The sequence below is a fragment of the Pseudomonas citronellolis genome (assembly GCF_900112375.1).
Lineage (GTDB): Bacteria > Pseudomonadota > Gammaproteobacteria > Pseudomonadales > Pseudomonadaceae > Pseudomonas > Pseudomonas citronellolis.
In genome coordinates this window covers 14,160-33,303 of record NZ_FOLS01000009.1, presented here as the reverse complement: position 1 = coordinate 33,303, position 19,144 = coordinate 14,160, and the positions used below count along the sequence as shown (strand labels likewise).

General features: G+C 63.2%; 17 protein-coding genes. 9 read left to right on the top strand and 8 right to left on the bottom strand.

Features of this window, described 5'->3' with window-relative positions; genetic code table 11:
* Positions 1 to 11 precede the first annotated feature (11 nt).
* The 4 genes from BM060_RS10370 (at position 12) to BM060_RS10355 (ending at position 5,042) form a co-directional block, all read left to right on the top strand.
* A complete protein-coding gene (locus tag BM060_RS10370) occupies positions 12 to 965 on the top strand; it encodes a DUF58 domain-containing protein (RefSeq protein ID WP_074979766.1) in 954 nt (317 codons plus the stop codon).
* Positions 962 to 2,953 carry a transglutaminase TgpA family protein gene (locus tag BM060_RS10365; protein WP_074979764.1) on the top strand — a complete coding sequence of 664 codons (1,992 nt, stop codon included), beginning with the start codon at positions 962 to 964 and terminating at the stop codon, positions 2,951 to 2,953. The genes BM060_RS10370 and BM060_RS10365 overlap by 4 nt, the downstream gene beginning before the upstream one ends.
* Before the next feature lie 95 nt (positions 2,954 to 3,048).
* Positions 3,049 to 3,810, top strand: a complete 762-nt coding sequence (locus tag BM060_RS10360; RefSeq protein ID WP_074979762.1) for a CHAD domain-containing protein — start codon at positions 3,049 to 3,051, stop codon at positions 3,808 to 3,810.
* 431 nt (positions 3,811 to 4,241) lie between these two features.
* The gene (locus tag BM060_RS10355; RefSeq protein ID WP_074979760.1) at positions 4,242 to 5,042 is read left to right on the top strand and encodes an acyl-CoA thioesterase; all 801 of its coding nucleotides are present in this window, start codon (positions 4,242 to 4,244) and stop codon (positions 5,040 to 5,042) included.
* Positions 5,043 to 5,045: 3 nt separating this feature from the next.
* Here BM060_RS10355 and BM060_RS10350 read toward each other — a convergent pair whose 3' ends face one another.
* From BM060_RS10350 to BM060_RS10340, 3 genes are all read right to left on the bottom strand, one after another.
* Positions 5,046 to 5,405, bottom strand: a complete 360-nt coding sequence (locus BM060_RS10350; RefSeq protein WP_074979758.1) for an Mpo1-like protein — start codon at positions 5,403 to 5,405, stop codon at positions 5,046 to 5,048.
* Positions 5,406 to 5,561: 156 nt separating this feature from the next.
* Positions 5,562 to 7,040 carry a methyl-accepting chemotaxis protein gene (locus BM060_RS10345; RefSeq protein ID WP_074979756.1) on the bottom strand — a complete coding sequence of 493 codons (1,479 nt, stop codon included), beginning with the start codon at positions 7,038 to 7,040 and terminating at the stop codon, positions 5,562 to 5,564.
* A 138-nt stretch (positions 7,041 to 7,178) separates the two neighbouring features.
* Complete coding sequence (locus BM060_RS10340; RefSeq protein ID WP_074979754.1) at positions 7,179 to 7,994, bottom strand: TatD family hydrolase; 816 nt, start codon at positions 7,992 to 7,994, stop codon at positions 7,179 to 7,181.
* A gap of 637 nt (positions 7,995 to 8,631) precedes the next feature.
* On the opposite strand from BM060_RS10340, the gene BM060_RS10335 reads away from it, so the two are divergent.
* Together BM060_RS10335 and BM060_RS10330 are read left to right on the top strand one after the other, a co-directional pair.
* Positions 8,632 to 10,056: an MltF family protein gene (locus BM060_RS10335; protein ID WP_074979752.1), complete on the top strand. Its 1,425-nt coding sequence runs from the start codon at positions 8,632 to 8,634 to the stop codon at positions 10,054 to 10,056.
* A 119-nt stretch (positions 10,057 to 10,175) separates the two neighbouring features.
* Complete coding sequence (locus BM060_RS10330) at positions 10,176 to 10,610, top strand: DoxX family protein (protein WP_009621557.1); 435 nt, start codon at positions 10,176 to 10,178, stop codon at positions 10,608 to 10,610.
* Between the two features lie 66 nt (positions 10,611 to 10,676).
* Here BM060_RS10330 and BM060_RS10325 read toward each other — a convergent pair whose 3' ends face one another.
* On the bottom strand, positions 10,677 to 11,708 hold the full coding sequence (locus BM060_RS10325; RefSeq protein ID WP_074979750.1) for a YeiH family protein: 1,032 nt from the start codon (positions 11,706 to 11,708) through the stop codon (positions 10,677 to 10,679).
* 93 nt (positions 11,709 to 11,801) lie between these two features.
* Here BM060_RS10325 and BM060_RS10320 point away from each other — a divergent pair, with 93 nt between their 5' ends.
* On the top strand, positions 11,802 to 12,695 hold the full coding sequence (locus BM060_RS10320) for a LysR family transcriptional regulator (protein ID WP_074979748.1): 894 nt from the start codon (positions 11,802 to 11,804) through the stop codon (positions 12,693 to 12,695).
* Here the strand turns inward: BM060_RS10320 and thpR are convergent.
* Positions 12,685 to 13,218, bottom strand: a complete 534-nt coding sequence (gene thpR / locus BM060_RS10315) for an RNA 2',3'-cyclic phosphodiesterase (RefSeq protein WP_074979746.1) — start codon at positions 13,216 to 13,218, stop codon at positions 12,685 to 12,687. The genes BM060_RS10320 and thpR overlap by 11 nt on opposite strands.
* 192 nt (positions 13,219 to 13,410) lie before the next feature.
* On the opposite strand from thpR, the gene BM060_RS10310 reads away from it, so the two are divergent.
* Entirely contained in the window at positions 13,411 to 13,731 is a 321-nt protein-coding gene (locus BM060_RS10310) for a hypothetical protein (protein ID WP_009621564.1), read from the top strand.
* A 715-nt stretch (positions 13,732 to 14,446) separates the two neighbouring features.
* A complete protein-coding gene (locus BM060_RS10305) occupies positions 14,447 to 14,734 on the top strand; it encodes a helix-turn-helix domain-containing protein (RefSeq protein WP_074979744.1) in 288 nt (95 codons plus the stop codon).
* 392 nt (positions 14,735 to 15,126) lie between these two features.
* Here BM060_RS10305 and BM060_RS10300 read toward each other — a convergent pair whose 3' ends face one another.
* The 3 genes from BM060_RS10300 to BM060_RS10290 all read right to left on the bottom strand — a co-directional run bounded on the left by BM060_RS10300 (position 15,127) and on the right by BM060_RS10290 (position 18,994).
* Entirely contained in the window at positions 15,127 to 15,591 is a 465-nt protein-coding gene (locus BM060_RS10300; protein ID WP_074979743.1) for a BRO-N domain-containing protein, read from the bottom strand.
* A 357-nt stretch (positions 15,592 to 15,948) separates the two neighbouring features.
* A complete protein-coding gene (locus BM060_RS10295; RefSeq protein ID WP_074980051.1) occupies positions 15,949 to 17,745 on the bottom strand; it encodes a DGQHR domain-containing protein in 1,797 nt (598 codons plus the stop codon).
* On the bottom strand, positions 17,738 to 18,994 hold the full coding sequence (locus BM060_RS10290) for a DNA methyltransferase (protein ID WP_210147039.1): 1,257 nt from the start codon (positions 18,992 to 18,994) through the stop codon (positions 17,738 to 17,740). The genes BM060_RS10295 and BM060_RS10290 overlap by 8 nt, the downstream gene beginning before the upstream one ends.
* Between the last annotated feature and the right edge of the window lie 150 nt (positions 18,995 to 19,144).

The following is a 19,144-nucleotide window of genomic DNA, read 5'->3' as shown; positions in this document are numbered from 1 at the left end:
GGAGCCCGGCCATGCTGGTGAAGGTCCGCCCGCTGTGGCAGAGCTGGATCGCCCGGCGCATCCCGCCGTCGCCCTCGCTGCAACTGAACCAGCGGCGCATCTTCATCATCCCCTCGGGGCAGGGCGTGGCCTTCGGCGTCGCCGTGGTCCTGCTGCTGCTCACCGCCATCAACTACCAGAACAGCCTGGCCTATGGCCTGACCTTCCTGCTGCTGTCGCTGTTCATCGTCGCCATCCTGCACACCTACCGTAACCTCGGCGGCCTGCGCCTGACCGCGCTGGGCGCGCTGCCGGTGTTCGTCGGCGAGCAGGTCTGCTTCCGCGTGCGCCTGGAAGGCGAAGGCCGCGAACGCCGGGCCATCGGCCTCGGCTGGTCGGAACAGGCGCTGCAGTACGCCGACGTGCGCGCCAATGGCGCCGAGGAACTGCTGCTGACGCTGCCGGCCGAGCGCCGCGGCTGGCTGCGCCCGGGCCGCCTGCGGGTGGAGAGCCGCTTCCCCCTGGGCCTGCTGGTGGCCTGGAGCTGGCTCGACCTGGACCAGGCCGGCCTGGTCTACCCGGGTCCGCTGCCCGCCGACCTGCCCCTGGAAGGCGGCCGCGCCGACGAGCACGACGAAGGCCTGCGCGCCAGCGGCAGCGGCGCCGACGACTTCCAGGGCCTGCGCCCCTACCAGAGCGGCGACTCGCGCCGGCGTCTGCACTGGAAGGCCTACTCCCGCGGCCAGGGCCTGCTGGTGAAGGACTTCGCCGCGCTCAGCGGGCGCGACCTCTGGCTGGACTTCGAGCTGCTCGGCGGCGACGTCGAGACGCGCCTGTCCTGCCTCTGCCACTGGGTGCTGCAGCTGTCCCTGCGCGGCCAGAGCTTCGGCCTGCGCCTGCCCGGCGTACAGCTGCCGCTGGCCAGCGGCGACGCCCATCGCGGCGCCTGCCTGCGCGAGCTGGCGCTGTTCGGAGTACGGCCGTGAGCCAGCAGCCGATCCCGCGCATCGCCCTGACCTGGCTGCTGGTGGCCCAGGCCCTGGTGATACTGCCGCACCTGGAGCACCTGCCGTTCTGGGTGGTGGGCTTCTGGCTCGGCTGTGCGGCCTGGCGCGTGCAGGTCTACCGCATGCGCGCGCGCTACCCCAACGGCCTGGCCAAGCTGGCCCTGGTGATCGCCGCCGGCATCGGCGTGTGGCTGTCGCGCGGCTCGCTGATCGGCCTGGACGCCGGCGTGGTGCTGCTGATCGCCGCCTTCGTCATCAAGCTGGTGGAGCTGAAGACGCGGCGCGACGCCCTGGTGCTGATCCTGCTCGGCTTCTTCGCCGTGGCCACCAGCTACCTGTTCGACGCCAGCCTGCTGGCCGCGGCCTTCAGCCTGCTGCCGGTCACCGCGCTGCTGGCGGCGCTGATCGGTTTGCAGCAGAGCAGCTTCGCCGAGGGCCCCTGGCGCACCCTGCGCCTGGCCGGCGGCCTGCTGCTGCAGGCGCTGCCGCTGATGCTCCTGCTGTTCCTGCTGTTCCCGCGGCTGGGCCCGCTGTGGTCGCTGCCGCTGCCCGGCGGCCAGGCCACCACCGGGCTCAGCGACTCGATGATGCCCGGCGACTTCGTCGAGCTGAGCCAGTCCACCGAGCTGGCCTTCCGCGTCAAGTTCGACGACGCCGCGCCGCCCCAGGAGCAGCTCTACTGGCGTGCCCTGACCCTGGAGAATTTCGACGGCCAGCGCTGGACGCAGTCCTGGCAGGGGCGCAGCGAACGGGCGCCGGACTGGCGCAGGCAGGGGCCATCGCTGAGCTACCAGGTGATCATGCAGCCCAGCTCGCGGCCCTGGCTGTTCACCCTCGACGTTGCCGAGGGCGGCCCGGACGACGCGCGCATGATGAGCGACTTCCGCCTGGAGCGGCGGCGCCCGGTGCAGGACGTACTGATGTACCGCGCCAGTTCCTGGCCCCGGGCCCTGCGCGAACCGGACAGCAGCGCCACGGCGCTGCGCCGCGACCTGCAACTGCCGGCCCGCGGCAACCCGCGCGCGCGGGCCTGGGCCGCAGCGCTGCGTGAGCGTTACCCGCAGCCGGAGGCGCTGGTGCAGGCGGTGCTGCGCCACTTCCACGACCAGCCCTACGCCTACACCCTGCGTCCGCCGGCCACCGGCGAGGAGCGCATCGACGGCTTCCTGTTCGACACCCGCCGCGGCTTCTGCGAGCACTACGCCGGGGCCATGACCTTCGTCCTGCGCGCGGCGGGCATCCCGGCGCGGGTGGTCACCGGCTACCAGGGCGGCGAGCTGAACCCGGCCGGCGACTACCTGCTGGTGCACCAGTTCGACGCCCACGCCTGGGTCGAGTACTGGTCGCCGGGCGCGGGTTGGCGCAGCGTCGACCCGACCTTCCAGGTCGCCCCCTCGCGCATCGAGCGCGGCCTGCAGGCGGCGCTGGCGGAGGAGGGCAGCTTCCTCGCCGACTCGCCCTTCGCCCGCCTGCGCTATGGCGGTTTCGGCCTGCTCAGCCAACTGCGCCTGAGCTGGGATAACCTCAACTACGACTGGCAGCGCTGGGTGCTGGGCTACCAGGGTGAGCAGCAGGCGGGCCTGCTGCGGGCCTGGTTCGGCGATCGCGACAGCCTCTGGACCGGCGTGCTGCTGGTGGGCGGCGGGGCGCTGTCGCTGGGCCTGCTGGCGCTGCTGCTGTTCAAGCCCTGGCGGCGGACGCGGGATGTGCAACTGCGCAGCTTCGAGCGCTTCGAACAACTGTTGGCCGGCCAGGGCCTGCAGCGCCACGCCGGCGAAGGGCCGCGCGCGTTCGCCGAGCGGGCGATGGCTGCGCTGCCGGCCCAGGCCGCGAGCATCCAGGCCTACCTGGCGGCGTTCGAACGCCAGCGCTACGCCGGCGCCGGTTCCGCGCCGCAGGAACTGCGCGAGCACCTGGCGCGGCTGCGCCGGCAACTGCCCTGGCGGCTGGCCCGGCGCGGCCGCTGAAATACCATGCGACCATCGGCCACGGGCGGCGGCTTGCCGCCGATGCGCCGCCAGCTAACCTCATAGATTCCAGGCCCCGACGGACGGAGTTCGCCGTGTCATCCTTCAGCGACTATCTGGTTTCCCATGTGATCGAGCAGGAGGTGGCCTTGTTCGCGGCCTCCGAGCGCCTGCGCGCGCGCTCCGACAGCGAGGCGCTGCACGACCTGCGCATCGCCGTGCGGCGCCTGCGCAGCCTGCTGCATCCGGCCCAGGGCATGCCCGGCATCGACGAGATCGAGGCGGCGCTGAGCGAACTGGGCCGCCTGAGCGGGCCGCTGCGCGACCTCGAAGTGCTGCTGCCGGTGCTGGAAGCCGAAGGCCTGGAAAAGGCCGCCGCATTGCGCCGGCCGGCACTGACCTCCGGCTACCTGGCGCTGCTCGCCAGCCCGCAGTGGGACCGGCTGATGCGCCTGCTCGACGGCTGGCCGATGCTCTGGCGCACCGCCGAACGCCACGGCGTGCTCGAAGGCCTGCACGCCCAGGTGCGCAAGCGCCTGGCCAAGCAGTGGCACAAGCTGCGCATCGCCCTGAAGGACCCGGCCCACGACCGCCATCGCCTGCGCCTGCTGATCAAGCGCGTGCGCTACGCCCTGGAGGCCTACCCGAAGGATTCGCCCTTGCCGCAGAAGGTGCTGGCGCCGCTGAAGGAGGCCCAGTCCACCCTGGGCACCTGGCACGACTACGAGCAGTGGCTGATCCGCAGCGAGCGCGAACTCGACCTGATGCCCCTGCAGCCGCACTGGAACGCCCTGCACGACCTGGCCGAGCGGGATGCCGACGAGAGCCTGGAGCGGTTGCTCAAGGCGCTGGGCTGAGCGCCATCCGCCGTTTTCAGCGACGGATAATCGCGGACGGAGTCCGCTCGGTTCAGGGAAGCACGGTCGTAGGAGCGGACTCCGTCCGCGATTGGTTCATCAACCACGCCGGACGCCCCGGTGGCACGGCCGACGGCGTATAGCCACGAACGGTTATACGCCCTACGCGCCAGGATGACTCCGAACTCCCCATCCGCACCGGACAGCCCCCTCTCCCTTCAGGGCGGGGCGCGCAGCCGAGGGTTGGGGAGAGGGCGTTCTTAAGCCCAGCATCTATGCCCCCGGCAACCCCCGTTCACGACCAACCCTACTCCCATGTATGAACGAACATTCGCCCCTTGAGTGGACCCGCGTTCAGCCCTAAGGATGGTTGCCAGCCCCGCCGCCTTTCCCCCTAAGATGCCCCCTGACCCACTCAGCAGGAGGCGACGATGACCTTTCCCGAACTCATCCAGGCGGTGCGCAGTGCACCCACGAGCGTGGTGATCCCGGCGCAGTGGGGCCAGGGGCGCGCCAGCTTCGGCGGCCTGGTGGCGGCCATGGCCTACGAGGCGATGGCCGGCGTCGCCGAGGCCGGGCGGCCATTGCGCTCGCTGGCCGTCACCTTCGTCGGCCCGGTGGAGCCGGAAGTGCCGGTGAGCTTCCAGGCCGAGGTGCTGCGCGAGGGCAAGGCGGTCAGCCAGGTGTTCTGCCGCGCCGTGCAGAACGGCCAGGTGCTGACCCTGGCCCAGGCCAGCTTCGGCCTGCCGCGCGAGTCGGTGGTGCAGGTCGAGGGCCTGCCGGCGCCGGCCTTCAAGGCGGTGGACGACTGCCAGGAGCTGCCTTTCATCCGCAAGCTGATGCCCGAGTTCACCCGCCACATCGCCATGCGCTGGGCTGTGGGCGGCATGCCCTTTTCGTCGAGCACTTCACGGGAGATGGGTGGCTGGATGCGCTTCCGCGGCGATGGCGTGGGCGACGAGCCGATGGAGGTCAGCCACCTGCTGGCGCTGATCGACGCCTGGCCGCCGGCGACCCTGCCGATGCTCAAGACGCCGGCGCCGTCCAGCTCGCTGACCTGGACCATCGAATTCGTCCAGCCGCAACCGGCCCTGCCGGCCAACGGCTGGTGCCAGTACCTGGCGACCATCGAACACGCCCGCGACGGCTACGGGCACATCGCCGCCCAGTGCTGGACGGCGGACGGCCAACTGCTGGCGATCTCGCGGCAGACCGCGACCATCTTCGGCTAGGGCTCAGCGCCGGCGGTTGCGCCAGGCGCGCCACCAGGCGCCGCTGAGGACGAAGCGCGGGAAGGTGACGAACTGCTCGGCGAGCAGGCGGCTCACGGCGTCCTTGCGGTCGCTGAACGGCTCGGGGGGCTGCTCTTCCAGCTTGTGTCCGCGGCCCTGGATGGCCAGCGCCGCGACCATGCCGATGACGCCCAGCAGGATGCTCCCCAGGCTCAGCTTGAACAGCCCGCCCAGCAGCACCAGGGCGGCGACCACGAACAGCGGCACCGCCACCAGGTGCAACGCCAGGTTGGTCGGGTTGCGGTGATTGGCGGCATAGCCCTGCCATTGCCAGGCGAACAGGTTGGGATGACGTTTGCCCATAGGCGGACTCCTTTTCCGGTCTTGCCCGTTTTCACGGACGCTTGCACAAAGTCTAGGTCCGCGGCGGGTGGGCGGCGAATGACTATCGCCTATGGCTTCGATAGCCGGAAACGGCGCGGCCCGGACAGTGCCGGGCCGCGTGGCAGGGCGGAGGGGCTACAGGCGCAGCTGGCGGATCGCCCGGCTCAGCTCGCCGGCCAGCTCGGCCAGCTCGTGGCTGGTGCCGGCCGAATCCACCGTCTGCTGCACGGTCAGCTCGGTGACGTCGCGGATACCCACCACCGAGCGCGTCATCTCCTCGGCCACCTGGCTCTGCTGCTCGGCGGCCACGGCGATCTGCGTGTTGCTCTCGCGCATCAGCGCCACCGCCCCGGCGATGGCCGCCAGCGCCTCGCCGGCTTCCTGGGCCTGCTCGACGCAGCCGTCGGCCTTGAACGAGCTTTCCTGCATGAATTCCACGGCGTCGCGGGTGCCGGACTGCAGTGCGTTGATCATCTGGGTGATCTCGTCGGTGGAGTCCTGCACGCGCTTGGCCAGGTTGCGCACCTCGTCGGCCACCACGGCGAAGCCGCGGCCCATCTCGCCGGCGCGGGCGGCCTCGATGGCGGCGTTGAGGGCGAGCAGGTTGGTCTGCTCGGCGATGCCGTGGATGACGCTGACCACGCTGCTGATCTTCTGGCTGTCTTCGGCCAGTTGCTGGATCATCTGCGCGGTCTGCTGCACGCCCTGGGACAGCCCGGCGATGGACTGGCCGACGCGGCCCACCACCTGCTGGCCGGCGCCGGCCAAGCGGTCGGCTTCCTGCGACTGGTCGCGGGTGTCGGCGGCGTGCTGGGCGATGTGGTGCACGGTGGTGGACATCTCGTTGATCGCGGTGGCGGCCTGGTCGGTCTCGCTCTGCTGGCCGAGCATGCCCTGGCGCACCTGGCCCATGCTCTGGGCGAGGGTGCGCGCGCCTTCGTCGAGGCGCCCGGCGGCCTGGGCCACGGTGCCGACCACGCGCTGGTAGCCGGCCTGCATGGCGTTGAAGGCAGTGGCCATCTGGCCCACCTCGTCGCGGCTGTCCAGCGGCACGCGGGCGGAAAGGTCGCCGCTGCGCTCCACGTGCTGCATCACATCGCGCAGCTTCAGCAGGTGGGTGAGGATGAAGCGGATCAGCAACTGCGAGGCGGCCAGCAGGGCCATCATCAGCACCAGCACCGCGCCGGCGTAAGCCAGGGCGCGCTCGCTGAACACCTGCCAGAGGTCGGCCCCGGGGGCCAGCACCGCGATGCGCTGGCCGTCGCCGGCATCCCGCACCCAGGCGCCGGCCAGCGGGCCGAGGCGGCTGGAGGCGCCGCCCAGGTCGACCCAGCCGTTGCCGCGAGCCAGCGCGCCGGTGTCCACGCCCGGCAGTTGCGGGGCGCTGCCGCTGGCGAAGCTCAGCAGGTTGTCGGCGCTGGGCAGCGCCGTGCCGGCCGGCCAGTTCTGCAGCAGCCGGGCCTGGACCTCGGCGCCCTGGCGGGCGGCCTGGTTGCGTGCGTCCACTTCCTGGTGCATGGAGAACAGCACGAGCAGCAAGGTGGTGAAGAAGGCGACCGCGTTCACGGCCCAGAACTTGTACTTCAGAGAGATATCGCGGATCCAGGCGCCCATGGGGATGCTTCTTGTAGTGGGAATGATGGCTTTTGGCCTTCATTCTCGTTGAAGAGAAGAAGTCTGTCTTGATGAGGGTCAAGACAGCTTCGCCTCCCAGGTTAGCGTCGCTTTCCGGACATTCTTGAGGGGTATTCGTCAGCCTTGTTCGGCAATTTCCGACAGGCCGAAGAAGCGCCGGGCGCAGGCCGTGGTATGGGCCGCCAGGTCGTCTTCCGTCTCGCCGCGATGCAGGGCGGTGACGCGCAACACCTCGGGGAGGAAGGCCGGCTCGTTCTGCCCGTGCTTCGGCTTTGGCCGCAGGCTGCGCGGCAGCAGGTAGGGGGCGTCGCTCTCAAGCATCAGGCGGCCGCGGGGGATCTCCCGCACCAGTTCCTGCAGGTGGGTGCCGCGGCGTTCGTCGCAGATCCAGCCGGTGATGCCGATGTGCAGGTCGAGATCGAGATAGTTGTAGAGCGTGCGCCGCTCGCCGGTGAAACAATGCACCACGGCGGCGGGCAACTGGTCGCGGAAGCCCTTGAGGATGGCCAGCAGGCGCTCGCCGGCGTCGCGCTCGTGGATGAACACCGGGCGCTGCAGCTCCACGGCCAGGGCCAACTGCTCCTCGAAGGCCTTTTCCTGTTGCGGCCGCGGCGAGAAGTCCCGATTGAAGTCAAGGCCGCACTCGCCGACCGCGCGTACCCTGTCCTCCGCCAGCAGGCCCCGCAGGGTGGCGGCGCTGGCGCTGTTCCACTGCGAAGCATCGTGCGGGTGGACACCGGCGGTGCAGAACAGCCGCTGGCCGCCTTCGTCGTATTCGCGGCACAGGCGCAGGGCGGCTTCGCTCTCGTCGAGGCTGGTGCCGGTCAGCACCATCTGCACCACGCCGGCGCCGATGGCCTGATCGATGACCGCCGGCAACCGGTTGGCGAAAGTCGGATGAGTGAGGTTGACGCCAATGTCGATCAGTTGCATGGTTCACCGGGGTCTGAAGATGTTTGATCACGAACCGCGTTGCTGCGTCAAATGGCGCCAGGTTAGGCGCGGGACGCCGGGAATGGTGCCCCCTTGCCAAGTCCCGCAACGACGCATGGCGCCATTTGCCGCGCAACCCGAAGGGACGGGCCTGTTTTTGTGCGGTACGTCGTTGCTCGTCGTTTATTTGGAATGACCAAACCGCTCTCCTCGCGCCTAGTCCCGCACAAAAACAGGCGCCGTCGCGGTCGTGATCAAACATCTTCAGACCCCTGTGGATTCGGGCGGGCAGCATAGCAGAATCCCCTGTTTTCTTAAGAAAGTCTTAAAAAACAGCCTGTTGAATGCACTTGTGAAAGTGCTTCGGGAATTTTGGATTGGCATCAGTCTCCGCTTGTGAGACGCTCGCGCCCCTTTTTTCGGGGCCGGGAACTTGCGGAGGGCGCCGCTTTCTTAGGACCTCGTTTACGATATCGCGAGCTAGAGCAGAACAAGGCAAAAACAGGCGAGGAAGCGCAGTTTAGATTTCTAAATGAGCATTACTCGCCTGTTTTTAACGCAGTTATGTCGACGCGCAGCAGATCGTAATCAGGTTCTCAGTGGACCGCCGGTGAATGACCAATCCTTGGAGACCTGGATGACGCGATTGCTGCTGCTCTTCCTCTGCCTGCTGGCACTGCTGCCGCAGCCGGCGGCCGCGCGCCTGACCAGCCAGCCGGACAACTGGCAGCGCGAGAGCGCCGATACCCGCGACCTGGCCAGCATCCGCAGCAGCGGCGTGTTGCGCGTGCTGGTCAATCAGAGCCGCAACAGCTCCGGCGAGATCAAGGGCGAGCCCATCGGCGTCGAGTACAACCGTCTGCGCGCCTTCGAGCAATACCTCAACGACAACGCCCCCGGGCGCAAGCCGCTCACCCTGAAGTTCATTCCCAAGGCCAAGGACCAGTTGCTGGCCGCGCTGCTGCGTGGCGAAGGCGACCTGGTCGCCCCCGGCGAGGTGCTGGTGGCCCGCGACGGCCAGGACGTCGCCGCCAGCCTGCCGTGGCGCCAGGACGTGCCGCTGGTGTTGGTCTCGCGCCAGGGCAACAAGCGCTATGCGCGCCTGGAGCAACTGGCCGGCAAGCGCATCGCCCTGGCCCCCGGCAGCGCCGCCGGCGAAGCCATCGGGCAGGTCAACGAGCGCCTGGCGCAACGCCGCCTGGCACCCATCGGCATCGACTGGGTGGACCCGTCCCTGGCGGTGGAAGACGTGCTGGAGATGGTCCAGGCCGGCATCTATCCCTGCACCGTGGTGGAACAGCCGATCGCCGAGCGCTGGGCCAAGGTGTTCAAGAAGATCCGCATCGACCGCCACCTGGTGCTCGACAACCGGCGGAACATGACCTGGTACGTGCGCCGCGACGCCTCCATGCTGCACGCCAGCGTCGATCGCTTCCTCAAGGACTACCACGCCCCGGCGGAGCAGGATGGCAACTTCCAGCGCCTGTACCGCCACGCCTACCAGGTGCGCAACCCGCTGGAGAAGGGCGACCGCAAGAAGCTCGAAGCGGTGCGCCCGACCCTGCAGCGCTTCGCCGAGCAGTACCGCCTCGACTGGCTGGCCCTGGCCGCGGTGGCCTACAAGGAATCCAACCTCACCCCCGGCGCCCGCGGCGCGTCCGGCGCCACCGGGCTGATGCAGGTCACCCCGGCGGCGGCGCGCAGCGTCGGGCTGCGTTCGGTGGAGGGCAAGGAGAACAACGTCCAGGCCGCCAGCAAGTACCTGGCCATGCTGCGCCGCGACTACTTCAACAGCCCGCGCATGGACGAGCACGAGCGCCTGGGCTTCATCCTCGCCGCCTACAACGTCGGCGCCGAGCGCGTCCAGGGCCTGCGCGCCCAGGCCCGCCGCCAGGGCCTGAACCCGGACCGCTGGTTCTTCCAGGTGGAGCGCGTGGCGGCCCAGGAAGTGGGCATGGGCGTGGTGAACTACGTCAGCAGCGTCAACAAGTACTATCTTGCCTATCAGCGGGAGCGCGATGGGTTGGAGTCCCGGCAGCGGGTAGCTTCCGTTCAGAAGTAATCGGTCTTTCCGATATGTTTTAGCGTGTTTTTGCGCTTTTTATATCGATTGAATGATCTATATTGCTTCTCACGCAACGACGGTTGCCTCACCCACTTTCCTCTGCACAAGGACGCACCATGAACGCTCTCGTCAAATCCATTCTGTCCACCAACGCCGGCGTCGGCCTGGCCGTGCTGCGCATCACCACCGGCCTGACCTTCATGGCCCACGGCTCGCAGAAGCTCTTCGGCCTGTTCGGCGGCCCGGGCCTGTCGGGCATGGCCCAGTGGCTGGAATCCCTCGGCGTGACCCCCGGCTACCTGATGGCCACCCTGGCGGGCAGCGCGGAGTTCTTCGGCGGGCTGTTCCTGGTGCTCGGCCTGCTGGTGCGCCTGGCCAGCATCCCGCTGATCGTCGCCATGCTGGTGGCCGTGTTCAGCGTGCACATCGCCAATGGCTTCTTCATCACCAACAACGGCTTCGAATACGCCTTCACCCTGATCATGATCAGTGTGGCCCTGCTCATCAGCGGCGCCGGTCCCTTCTCCCTGGACCGCAAGCTCTCCAGCTGAGCGATCCCGCAGCCATGAAAAAGGCGGATGCCCAGCGGCATCCGCCTTTTTTATTTTCATTGTGCTTCAGCCCAGCAGGTGCTGCACGCCGCTGTTGATCAGGCCGCCGCCGACCAGCAGGAAGGCGAACAGCCCGGCGCCCAGCAGCAGCGGTTTGGGGCCTTCGCGGCGCAGGTCGCCGAGGCGGGTGGCCAGGCCCAGGGCGGCCATGGCCATGCCCAGCAGCACGTCGTCCAGCTGTTGCAGCGGCGCCAGCCAGGCGTGCGGCACCAGGCCCAGCGAACGCAGGCCGGTGACCAGCAGGAAGGCCACGGCGAAGCCGGGGATGTGCAGGCGGCGCCGGCCTTCGCCGGCTGCCTCGTCGCTGGCGGCGAAGCGCCCCAGGCAGAGCAGCGCCGGGGCCAGCAGCAGGACACGGAGCATCTTGCTGATCAGCGCGGCGTCGGCGGCGGCCGGGTCCATGGCGCGGCCGGCGGCGACCACCTGGGCCACCTCGTGGATGGTCGAGCCGCTGAAGATGCCGAAGGCCTTGGCGCTGCCGAACAGGTTCGGCAGGTGGGCGAACAGCAGCGGGTGCAGAAGCATGGCCAGGGTGCCGAACAGCACCACGGTGGCCACCGCCACGGCGGTGTGCTCGGCGCGGGCGCGCAGCACCGGGCTGCTCGCCATGACCGCGGCGGCGCCGCAGATGGCGCTGCCGGCGCCGATCAGCAGGGCGCTTTCGCGCGGCAGCTTGAGCCAGCGCACGCCGACCCAGCCGGCGACCAGCAGGGTGCTGGCGACCATCAGCACATCGATCACCAGCGCCGCCGGGCCGAGGGCGGCGATGTCCTGGAAGGTCAGGCGCAGGCCGTAGAGCACCACGCCCAGGCGCAGCAGCTGCTGGCGCGACAGCTCGACGCCGGGGCGCAGGCCGCCGAAACGGGCCAGGCCGAGGTTGCCCAGCAGCAGGCCGAGGAGGATGGCCAGGGTCAGACTGCCGAGGCCGAGATGGCTGATGGCGGGGATGCGCACCAGCAGGTTGGCGGCGCCGGCGATCAGCAGGCAGAGCAGGGCGCCGGGGACCAGGTAGGGCGTGCGGCGCAGGCGGGTAAGCATGACGGGCTCCTTGTGTAAGGTGCTGCCATGGTGTGCGCTGCCTGCTTAGTGTAAAAACGGATTGTTCTTATTGGATCAAACGGTTTTATCGATATGGCCCCGCGAATCACCCTGCGCCAGCTGGCCACCTTCACCGCCATCGCCGAGCACGGCAACGTGACCCAGGCGGCGGCCGCCATCGCGCTTTCGCAATCGGCGGCCAGCCAGGCGCTGCAGGAACTGGAGCGCACCCTGCAGACGCGCCTGTTCGACCGCAGCGGCAAGCGCCTGGCGCTCAACGACAACGGTCGCGCCCTGTATCCCCGGGCCTGCGCCCTGCTGGCCCAGGGCGCCGAGCTGGAGACGCTGTTCCAGCACGCGCCGGTGCAGCTGGCCCTGGGCGCCAGCCGCAGCATCGGTGGCTACCTGCTGCCGCGGGTGATGGCCGGGTTTCTCGCCGAACTGCCGGACAGCCGCCTGCAACTGCAGGTGGCCAACAGCCGCGAGATCCTGGCCGCGCTCTGCGAGTTCCGCCTGGACGTGGCCTACATCGAGTCGCCCATCCAGCATCCGCAGGTGCAATTGTTGCCGTGGATCGAGGATGAGCTGTTGCTGGTCGCGGCGCCCGAGCATCCGCTGGCGCGGGCGGCGCAGGTGACCTTCGAGCAGTTGGCGGCGACACGCTGGATCCTCCGCGAGGCCGGCTCCGGCACCCGGGTGACCTTCGAGCAGCAGGTGCTGCCGCGCCTGGGCAGCCTGGCGGCGCCGCTGGAGGTGAGCAACGCCGAGGCGATCAAGCACCTGGTGGCCAGCGGGGCCGGCATCAGCTGCCTGTCGCGGCGGGTAGTGGCCGACGAGCTGGCCAGCGGCGAGCTGGTCGCCCTGGACAATCCCCTGGGGCCGCTGCGGCGCACCTTCTTCCGCGCGCTGCACGTGGACAAGTACCCGACCCAGGGACTGCGCCGCTTCCTCGATTACGCCGAGGGATGGGCTGCGCTCAATCGCTGAGCGCCTGTTCGCCGTCCAGGGGCCAGCGGCCGATGGCCCGGTAATGCACGCCGTGGGGGCCGTTCTCCGAGCTGTACAGCACCAGTTCGCGGGCTGGCCAGGCGAATTGCGCCTCGGCATCGGGCGCATGGCGGCAGTGACGGGCCAGGGTCAGGTGCGGGCGGAAGGGCCGCCGCTCGATCTCGAAGCCGCTGACCTGCAGGGCATCTTGCAGAGCCTGGACCAGGCTGGGCAGCGCCGGCGGGATGGTCGTCGGCGCCAGGTGCAGGATGCCGTTGCGCCAGCGTTCCAGGCGATCCAGCAGCAGTTCGAAGGGCGTGCGCGGCAGGCTCGCGCCCAGGTCTAGCAACTCGGCCTTGCGGGCGCGCGGCACCGAGCCGAGGAAGGCCAGGGTGAGGTGCAGGTTGGCCGCCGCCACCGGCTGGCCGTCGATGACCAGGCCGTCGCGCCAGGCGGCCAGGGGCGCGCGGATTTCCTCCGGGCAGGGCAGGGCGAAGAACAGGCGCAGGGGTGGGGTGCTCATCGGGGCTCTCTCGTCAGCCGGAAGTCGCCTTGACAGTATCGCCGGGGCTTCTCTAGGATGCCGCACAGCGCCGATTTAAGTAGCAACTTGCGGGGCGCTGATGCCTCAGGGGCATCGAAATACCGCTAAAGCGCTGGTTCGGTGTGCCTCTCGCCGCGTCCAGCAGGACCCCAGAGGCGGAGACATGACACCATGACCTGTCCCAATCCCCAGGTGCGCCTGGCCCCCATCACCACCGGCCTGCTGCGGCGCAACCCGCGCATCCTCCTGTGCGGCCACCATCAGCCCACCCTGGTTCGCTACCTCGAAGGCTGGCCGAAGCGCTGGCAGGGCTCGCGCACCTTCCTCATCCAGTTCGCCGCCGACCTTGCGGAAATCGCCCGCTTCCCCCGCGACCATTTCGACTTCGCCGTGATCCAGTCGCCGCGCGCCGAGGAACTACAGCCGCTAGTCCACGAGCTGACCCGCGTCGCCCGCCAGGGGCTGATCACCCGGCGGCCGCCGGTGTTCTGAGGCCGCGATAGCCGGAACCACCGGCGCGGTTCGCGGATGAGATCCGCTCCTACGCTGCCCCGCCCGCGCCATTCCCTTGTAGGAGCGCGCCCTGCGCGCGAAATCGCGAGCAGGCCTGCGGCCCCCTCACCCTAACCCTCTCCCGGAAGGAGAGGGGACCGTTCGGAGTACATGGGTGTTTCGGCGTTAGCCGGCTAGCACAGGGATCGCCGGCTGAAACCAGGCCTCCTCTCGGCACGGCCTAGCTCCCTCTCCCTCCGGGAGAGGGCTGGGGTGAGGGGAAAGCCCGCGCGCCGATGTCATTCCCCTGTAGGAGCGCGCCCTGCGCGCGATTCGCGGGCAGGGCCCGCTCCTACAGTCTGCAATGAGGCACGGAGTTTCCCCGTAGGAGCAGACTCCATCCGCGATTGGCTTCCCTGGCCACGCCGGATGCCCCGGTGGCACGAACAGCCCCCTCTCCCGCTTGCGGGAGAGGGCTGGGGAGAGGGTGCTCTTAACCCCGACCGCCGGCGTTATCCGCCGAATCGCGGACGGAGTCCGCTCCTACGGCCGTGCTTCCCTGCGCCCTGCGGTGCTGGGCGCCAAACTCCGCTTTTGGTCGAGAGGAAAATTATGCCGCGTTATCGATTCCGATAACTTTGCTTGCCTGGCTTTATCGGCGGGCAGATATCGACCTGGCCAGGAGCCGCCTGCGCGATTGATCGAGGGAAAGAAAATGATCGAGGCCCAAGCGTTCAACAGCGTCTTCGATGCCATTGCAGACACCACCGCCGAGGCGGAAAAGCTGCGCCTGCGCGCGACCCTCCTGCAGGCGATCCAGAAGGAGGCGGCCAGTTGGGATGGCACGGACCGCAGCCGCGCCAAACGTCTGGGTATCACTGCACCGCGCTATACCCTGCTCAAGCGCGGCCAGTTGGGTGAGTTCAGCCTGGATGCCCTGGTTGTGCTCGCCGTTCACGCCGGACTGTCCATCGGCCTGACCATAGAACATCAGGTGGCGTGATCGTCCCCGGTGAGCAAGTTGCGTAGGGCGTACAACCGTTCGCGGTTGTACGCCGCTTCACCTTCCTTGTCGGCAACTCCGTGGTTGAGCCGGGCGCGGTTTCGAGGGCGGTTCCGTGCCCGGCAGCGAGCGGGATTGGGCCAAGGTCAAACGGCGGATAACGCGGAGCGTTATTCGCCCTACGTACCGTGCCCGCGCATCCCCTGGCGCCGAACCCTGTAGGAGCGAGCTTGCTCGCGAACAACCTCAGGCACGTGGCCCGTTCGCGAGCAAGCTCGCTCCTACGAAAAGACGCCGCCCCGTAGGATGGGTGGAGCGAAGCGATACCCATGCTGCCGCGCCATCGATGGGTATCGCTTCGCTCAACGCCATCCTACGAACAGGTCCGGTGTTCAGCGGGTGGGTGTGGCGTTCGCCTGTGGCCATTGCCGGTAGGGCACCCAGAGCATGCCTTGCCAGTGCAGCACCGTCAGGGCCTGGGTGGGGCCGTGTAGGGTTTCGCGGCGGGGTTGGCGGGTGTCGTGGCGGTAGCTGTCGCGCAGGGCCGGGATCACTTCCTGGGTGATCCATTGGCGGATGCAGCGGTTTTCCGGGTGGAAGTAATGGATCAGCGTGGCGTACACGGCGGATTCGCTGAGCAGCAGTTCGTCCTCGTAGTCGCCATTGCCGCCGCGCAGCCAGGCGCGGCGGTGCTGGTCGTCGTCCAGGTTGCGCTGTACGCGCTCTTCCAGCATCGGCACGCCCATCAGCCGGCCGAGGTCGCGGGTGCTGAACCAGCATTGGTCTTCCAGCAGCAGGGCGCGCAGCTGGCGCTTGTGGCGGGTGAACAGGGTGGGGATCAGGACCTCTTCAGACATGGCGCACCTCCGGGGTGGAGGGGGAAGAGGGCAGGTACGGCGGAGCGCCTTCGGGCTGAAGGCTGGGGGTGATAGGCATATCCATTACCTCTACGTGATATGGCCAGCTTTCTTAGGGCTGGGTGCCGGGAGCTAAGAAACCCCACGTAGAGGGCCGGACGTATTCCCCTTTCGGGTCTTGTATTAGCCCACTCCCGACGTCGCAGAGGTTTTTTGAGGACGAGAAAAACCCGCAGGCTCAAAAAAGCCGCTTTCTTTCGGGAGCGGTCAGGCCGCTACGTGACAGGCGTTTCTTAGGCGCCGAATTTCGAGACTAATGGGTGTAAAATAATAAGTCAAGGAAGTTCGATTTAGTATCTAGACTTTCGCTTGCTTAAAGTATTTTTCGTATAGTGTTTCTCCCATTTGCCTATATTGGCTTGATTTGTATGACTTGAACTTGAATTCTCCTATCCCAGATAGCTTTTTACTATAGGATTTTGAGCTTGAAAGTTCATCGTTTTTTATGAGGAGCCTGAGGCAGTTAAGTATTCCGTTTATAGTTGTTACGCTAAGTATGCATTCCGGGTTTTTTCTATCAATTTTCCATTTTTCGTTATCGAGTTGGCTTTTGAATGCGATAAAAATTTCGCGTATTTCTGTAACACAAAACTCCTTGTATTGTGTTAAAAGATCATAGCTATCGCTGTTAGGCTCTCGTAGCTTTTCTTTATCTATATTGGTCCATGCAAAAAATAAACTTTCATTTCCATCGAGTTTTACTAGATGGTTTAAGCCAAAGCTTATGACTGAAGACGTCTTTAGTTTCCCTTTTTCGTACCAGAATTCCTCGAAAAGTCCAGATAATGGTCCGGAATTATTTAATGAATTCAAGACTGCTTTCGCAATTGAAATGGTAGAGAATGGGTCAATCATGAGCTGAATCTCTTGTTTCAGTTGTGAGCTTGCTCCTGATTGGTTGGAATTTATTTCCAAAAATAGGTTTGCTTCAAATTTTAATCTTTTCTCTTTTGCTTCGTTTTTTGGGTAAAGTATCCCTGTCACTAAGAGATTTTGAATTCCTCTAAATTTTTCTATGGATGATTCATATATGTCATCCCCTTCATGATAGGCATAGGTTCTGTGCTGTCCATCAATGATTCCTATTATGTTTGTTTCGTTGTTTATTTCGATTTTTGTCGGTGTAACCTTTGTGTGGCCCTGTTGTCCGATGATTTCACCGCTTTCTGATATCTCTATTTGTTTGTTGTTCTCGTCATATAGTTTTATCTTGTCTAGGGATAGAGTGGCTATAATATTGTTTATAAAAACTCTGTTGCACTCGTGCAGATATTTTCTCATTCCTTGTATTTTAGATGGGATGAGCATTCTCTGATAATGGCCAACGTTTTCTTTTTTTCGCCACCCCTCTTTTCTTAACACATATGAGCGTCGAAGTAATGAGTTGGCGTCTATGTAGAAAGAGACGATTTTGTATCCTTCAGAAAAGGAGCTGTGCTCTTCAGGAAGAATGTGGCCCGAGAATTCCTCTTTAGAAACTCCGTGTGTTTTTAATATGCTTGCTCCAAATTTATTGAAAGGAATTTCGAGAAAATCTAAGAACTCATGGATTGCAGAGCGCTTTATAACCTTTGAAAGACTGGAGAAATATTTTACAAGGTGGTAGTCAAGATAAATTGGTGAGGTGGCTACGTCTTTATGCGCTTGGGCGATAGTGTTTTTTGAACAATAAATTATTTTAACGATGAGCTGATTTAAAGTGTATTTTGTTGTAATGTTTTCATTTAGCACACTCCTGAAGCTCTTTAGTTTTTCCTCCTGAAGCGCAAATTTTATAAAGGCTGTAGGGTTTTCTACAACTCGTTGATAGAATATTTCTTTGTTAAGTAAGTGTGAGCCGGGGTCATTAGTTATTGTATATTCTATAAGCAGTATTACGTTTTCATGGTAGAAGATATCATCAATTTCTGTTTTTCTTTGGTTGTATATGAATTCTTTCCCATCAATTGATGGTATGTTCTTGAACCCTATATTTTTAAATAGAGTTGTGATTTCCTTTCGCTGATTTTTTTGTTCTTTCTGTTGGGCTTTTTGTTCGGCGGATAGTTTTGGCTTTTTTTTCTTGGTGGTTTTTTTCTTGACTTCCTTAGTCATAGTCACTCTCCTTAAGGTCGACAAATATACTGCTGATAATCTTTATTTTCTTATTCGTTTTATTGTTTGAAAAAACTTCTATCGCGCAATGCGTATTGGTTTCTGTATAACCATAAAGGGAGAGATTTTTGAATTCATCTGGAATATCATTGAGATGTTCAAATTCCGGCTCGATTCCAAATTTTGATAGTGGAGCGGTATTTATTAAGCTTTCAATAAATTTCTGAGTGTCTTTTGGAGAATTTGATCCTATTATTGTATATTTAGCCTTGATTAATTTGTGCCTTTCTTCACTCTTGCCTGTAATTTCTGCTCTTATATATTTTGCTGCAGTGCTGCTGGAAAATTTTAGGCTCTTATATAGAATTTTGGCGTACTTTAAGGCTCTTAGGTTGAGAATGGTTCTTTCAAATTCTTCTTGTTCTTTATTTTGCTTGCTAAATTCTTTATATTTTTTTTGGCCTTCGTTTAGAGTTTTTTCTAGATGCTTTTCGAACATCTTTATGTAATTTTTGTTTAACTCCACTCCAATATATCGTCTTCCCATGTATGCTGCTTGGGATAGTACTGAGCCACTTCCGGCGAAAGGATCCATTACTATGTCTCCTTCATTGCTGGAAAGTTGGATCATATTTCCAATCATGTCGGTAGGTAGCGGGCAGAAGTGTCTTATGTATTTATCCCCCCAAGAGCCCTGAGTCGGGATCGGATATTCCCAAACCTCATCAAGTGATTTGCCTTTTGGGTTATATCGTTCGGGGTATTTTACCCACCATTTTTTTAGGTGGGATGTGTCATATGTTTTTACTCTATCTTTGAAGTAATTAAATTCATTGGATTTTGAAAGAAAAAGTATATATTCAAACTTCCTTTGTACAAATCCATTTCTGGACCAAGGTACTGTTTTGTCTTTCTTCCATATTATTACATCTTGAAGGAGCCAGCCTATTTCTGCCAGTTTCGCAGATAGGTCAAAAGGAAGTGGCACTACCCTTCCATCGCTTTTGAATGTATCAATGACTATCCATAGAGTGCCAGTGTCTTTGGTGGAGTCATAGATGCTCTTGAAAACAGTTTTCAAGTCGTCTAGGTACTGATCGTAGCTTTGCCCAAAGCCAATCTGGTTTTTGCTCCCATAATCCTTCATGTCGAAATAGGGAGGAGAAGTTATGGTTGTTGTTATATCTTTTATTTTTAGGTTTGATATCTTTCGCGCATCGCTATTAGATATTGTGTTTTGATTTTTCATAATTTATTGAAAGTCCAAACTTTGCGGGAAATAGCTTGCTGAAGTTTTCCCATTGAAAAACCCCGCACTAGGCGGGGCTTTTGTCTTTCTAATCACTGCCCCAAAATTCCATTTCGAGTATCAGCGTTTCTAATGGTCTTGACTTGCTGC